At 58.1% G+C, this 3,957-nt stretch carries 4 protein-coding genes, 1 tRNA gene and 1 pseudogene; 5 read left to right on the forward strand and 1 reads right to left on the reverse strand.

Annotation, left to right across the window (positions count from 1 at the left end):
- Nucleotides 1–235: pseudogene (locus ACIOU6_RS20440) on the reverse strand (glutamyl-tRNA reductase); the annotation flags it as partial.
- A gap of 182 nt (nucleotides 236–417) precedes the next feature.
- On the opposite strand from ACIOU6_RS20440, the gene ACIOU6_RS20445 reads away from it, so the two are divergent.
- The 5 genes from ACIOU6_RS20445 to ACIOU6_RS20465 form a co-directional block, all read left to right on the forward strand.
- Complete coding sequence (locus tag ACIOU6_RS20445; protein ID WP_221731569.1) at nucleotides 418–2,142, forward strand: tetratricopeptide repeat protein; 1,725 nt, start codon at nucleotides 418–420, stop codon at nucleotides 2,140–2,142.
- A 3-nt stretch (nucleotides 2,143–2,145) separates the two neighbouring features.
- Nucleotides 2,146–2,763 (forward strand): lipoprotein insertase outer membrane protein LolB, encoded by a 618-nt coding sequence (lolB, locus tag ACIOU6_RS20450; RefSeq protein WP_221731570.1) that lies wholly within the window; start codon nucleotides 2,146–2,148, stop codon nucleotides 2,761–2,763.
- 2 nt (nucleotides 2,764–2,765) lie between these two features.
- A complete protein-coding gene (gene ispE, locus ACIOU6_RS20455) occupies nucleotides 2,766–3,617 on the forward strand; it encodes a 4-(cytidine 5'-diphospho)-2-C-methyl-D-erythritol kinase (protein WP_401138737.1) in 852 nt (283 codons plus the stop codon).
- A 36-nt stretch (nucleotides 3,618–3,653) separates the two neighbouring features.
- Nucleotides 3,654–3,728, forward strand: a tRNA-Gln gene (locus ACIOU6_RS20460).
- Between the two features lie 45 nt (nucleotides 3,729–3,773).
- A partial coding sequence (locus ACIOU6_RS20465) for a ribose-phosphate pyrophosphokinase-like domain-containing protein (protein WP_401138738.1) occupies nucleotides 3,774–3,957 on the forward strand: 184 nt, incomplete at its 3' end.

Raw genomic sequence — 3,957 nt, forward strand, 5'->3', positions numbered from 1 at the left:
CGCTTAACTGGTGATAGTCGGCCAGCCAGCGCAGCACGATATCCGCAGAAAGCTGATCCTGTTCTATATAAAGCTCACTGCGATTGCAGGTGGAGAGGATCGCAGCTTCGCGGCTGTCGGTCAGTCGGCAGAGCTGCTGCAGGGCCTCAACCAGTTGCTCAGGGGTAAAGGCCACGCGCTCGCGGACGTCTACTGAAGCAGTCTTGTGGTTAATACCGAGTGCAAGGAAGGCCATTCAAGGTCGCTGATGGTGACGTGAAGCCGGCAATTGTCCACCTTCGAAAGATTCAGAACAACTACCGCTGACTATTGTCCCAATTGTCGGCCCCTATAATGGGCACAATTGAGACTCGGTTATGTTTGGCCCAAGGCTTGTGTCATGATGATCCGACCGCAGGTTAGTCGTCCTCTTCCTATATGAATAGATCTTCCGCGTTGCTCCTTGCTTTTGTCTTCCTCAGCGGCTGCCAGGCCTTGGCACCCGTTTCGCCGGACGGTACGCCACCGGTCGAAGACACCACGCCCGCGCCTGAAAAGCCCAAGGTTTACAGCTCGTTCAGCGAGGAAACCATTTTCAGCCTGTTGAGCGCCGAACTCGCCGGCCAGCGCAATCGTTTCGACATTGCGCTGGATAACTACGTGACCCAGGCCATCAACACCCAGGACCCGGGCGTCTCCGAGCGTGCTTTTCGCATCGCCGAGTATCTGGGCGCCGACCAACCGGCTCTCGACACGGCACTGATCTGGGCGAGAAACGCCCCGGACGATCTCGAAGCGCAACGCGCCGCCGCCGTACAACTGGCACGCGCCGGGCGCTATGACGACTCCATGGTCTATATGGAGAAAGTCCTGCTGGGCAAGGGCGACACCCATTTCGACTTCCTCGCGCTGTCGGCGGCTGACACCGACCAGGAAACCCGCGACGGCCTGATGAAAAGTTTTGACCGCTTGTTGCAGCGTCACCCGAACAACGGTCAACTGATTTTCGGCAAGGCCCTGCTCTTGCAGCAGGATGGCGACAATAAAGCTGCGCTGACTCTGCTCGAAGACCACCCGCCGGAAGACGGCGAAATTGCCCCTATCCTGCTGCGCGCGCGCCTGCTGCAGCTATTGAATCGTGGCGACGAAGCGCTGCCACTGCTGCAAAAAAGCATCAAGAAGTACCCGGACGACAAACGTCTGCGCCTGACTTACGCACGCATGTTGGTCGAGCAGGACCGCATGGACGACGCCAAAGCCGAATTCTCCGGCCTCGTTCAGCAATACCCTGAAGACGACGAACTGCGTTATTCGTTAGCGCTGGTGTGCCTGGAAGCCAAGGCCTGGGACGAGGCCAAGGGCTATCTCGAAGACCTGATCGCCCGCGACAGCCACGTCGATTCGGCGCACCTGAACCTGGGGCGCATCGCTGAAGAGCGCAATGACCCGCAAGGTGCACTGATCGAGTACGCCCAGGTAGGACCGGGCAACGACTATTTGCCCGCGCAGTTGCGCCAGGCCGACATCCTGATGAACAACGGCAAAACCGCCGAAGCGCAAAGCAAACTGACGGCCGAACGCGACGCACAACCCGATTACGCCATCCAGTTGTACCTGATCGAATCAGAAACCCTGTCGGCCAACAAACAGGACGACAAAGCCTGGAAAGTCCTGCAGCAAGCCTTGCAGCAATACCCGGACGACCTGAACCTGCTTTACACCCGGGCCATGCTCGCGGAAAAACGCGATGACCTGGCACAGATGGAAAAAGACCTGCGCCTGATCATCAAGCGCGACCCGGACAATGCCATGGCGCTGAACGCTTTGGGCTACACCCTGTCTGACCGCACCACGCGCTACGCTGAAGCCAAGACGCTGATCGAGCAGGCGCATCAGATCAACCCGCAAGACCCGGCAGTGCTCGACAGCCTCGGCTGGGTGAACTTCCGCTTGGGCAATCTGGACGACGCCGAGAAATATCTGCGTCAGGCGCTGGAGCGCTTCCCTGATCACGAAGTCGCCGCTCACCTCGGTGAAGTGCTATGGGCCAAGGGCAACCAGCGTGAAGCCAAACAAATCTGGGGCAAATTCCTCAAGGATCAGCCCGACAGCACCATTCTGCGCAGCACCATCAAGCGCCTGACCGGATCCGAGACTCTTTAACTCATGTTTTTGCGCCACGTTATTGTTTTCAGCTTCATCGCCCTGCTCGCCGGTTGCGCGGGTTTCGGCGCTCGCGAATCGGTCGAGGGCCACGGCAGTCCGGCTCAATGGGCCGCGAACAAACAACAGCTGACAGGCCTCGACGGCTGGCAGATCGACGGCAAGATCGGCATCCGTGCGCCGAAGGACTCGGGCAGTGGCACGCTGTTCTGGTTGCAGCGTCAGGACTACTACGACATTCGCCTGTCCGGCCCACTGGGTCGCGGCGCGGCACGCCTGACCGGGCGTCCGGGCAAGGTTTCACTGGAAGTCGCCAACCAGGGCCGCTACGAATCGCAGTCGCCGGAAACCCTGCTTGAAGAACAGCTCGGCTGGAAATTGCCAGTCTCGAATCTGGCTTGGTGGGTACGCGGTCTGCCGGCACCCAACAGCCAAAGCCGCCTGAATCTGGACGCCAACAGCCGTCTGGCCAACCTTGAACAGGATGGCTGGAAAGTCGAATACACCGCCTACACCGAACAAAATGGTTACTGGCTGCCCGAGCGCATCAAGCTGCACGGCACCGACCTGGACGTAACGCTGGTGATCAAGACCTGGCAGCCACGCAAACTGGGGCAGTAAGCATGACCGCTCCTCGCCTGACCCTGCCCTCGCCGGCAAAACTCAACCTGATGCTGCACATCCTGGGTCGCCGTGAAGACGGCTATCACGAGTTGCAGACGCTGTTTCAGTTTGTCGATTACGGCGATCAAATCACCTTCGCCGTGCGCGATGACGGCGTGATTCAACTGCACACCGCGTTCGCAGGCGTGCCCCACGACAGCAACCTGATCGTGCGCGCGGCGAAATTGCTGCAAGAGCAGTCCGGCTGCTCGCTTGGTATCGACATCTGGATCGACAAGGTTCTGCCTATGGGCGGCGGCATTGGTGGCGGCAGTTCGAACGCGGCGACCACGTTGCTTGGGCTCAACCATTTGTGGCAATTGGGCTGGGATGAAGATCGACTGGCCGTAATGGGTCTGTCGCTCGGTGCTGACGTGCCGGTTTTCGTTCGCGGCCATGCGGCTTTCGCCGAAGGCGTCGGCGAGAAACTTACCCCGGTCGATCCCGAAGAACCGTGGTATCTGGTGCTCGTGCCGCAAGTCTCTGTAAGTACGGCAGAAATTTTTTCCGATCCTTTGTTGACACGTAACACGCCGCCCATTAAAGTGCGCCCCGTTCCCGAGGGAAACAGTCGAAATGACTGCTTGCCGGTGGTTGCAAGGCGTTATCCAGAAGTACGTAACGCATTGGATTTGTTAGGTAAATTTACCGAAGCAAAGCTCACCGGAACTGGAAGTTGTGTGTTTGGGGGCTTCCCAAGCAAAGCTGAAGCTGATAAAGTCTCGGCCCTTCTGACAGAGACCCTTACAGGGTTTGTAGCAAAAGGAAGCAACGTTTCGATGTTGCATCGCAAGCTGCAAAGTCTGCTCTAAAGGAACCAAGTGCTCGGCACTTGAAGCAACAGATACAGGGGCGTCGCCAAGCGGTAAGGCAGCAGGTTTTGATCCTGCCATGCGTTGGTTCGAATCCAGCCGCCCCTGCCATTTTCTATACTCATCCAGGTTACCCTCAGCCTCTAGGTACTGCGCGTGTCCAAGATGATGGTCTTTACGGGGAATGCTAACCCCGATCTGGCTCGGCGTGTTGTACGTCAGCTGCATATCCCTCTCGGTGACATCTCTGTCGGTAAGTTCTCCGACGGCGAAATTACTGCCGAGATCAATGAAAACGTTCGCGGTAAAGACGTTTTCATTATTCAGCCGACCTGCGCTC

The sequence above is a fragment of the Pseudomonas sp. NPDC087615 genome, assembly GCF_044743445.1.
Lineage (GTDB): Bacteria > Pseudomonadota > Gammaproteobacteria > Pseudomonadales > Pseudomonadaceae > Aquipseudomonas > Aquipseudomonas baetica_A.

Bases quoted from the DNA above. Each gene is read 5' to 3' on its own strand.
- ACIOU6_RS20445 (WP_221731569.1), top strand. From the start codon at position 418: ATGAATAGATCTTCCGCGTTGCTCCTTGCTTTTGTCTTCCTCAGCGGC.
- lolB (WP_221731570.1), top strand. From the start codon at position 2,146: ATGTTTTTGCGCCACGTTATTGTTTTCAGCTTCATCGCCCTGCTCGCC.
- ispE (WP_401138737.1), top strand. From the start codon at position 2,766: ATGACCGCTCCTCGCCTGACCCTGCCCTCGCCGGCAAAACTCAACCTG.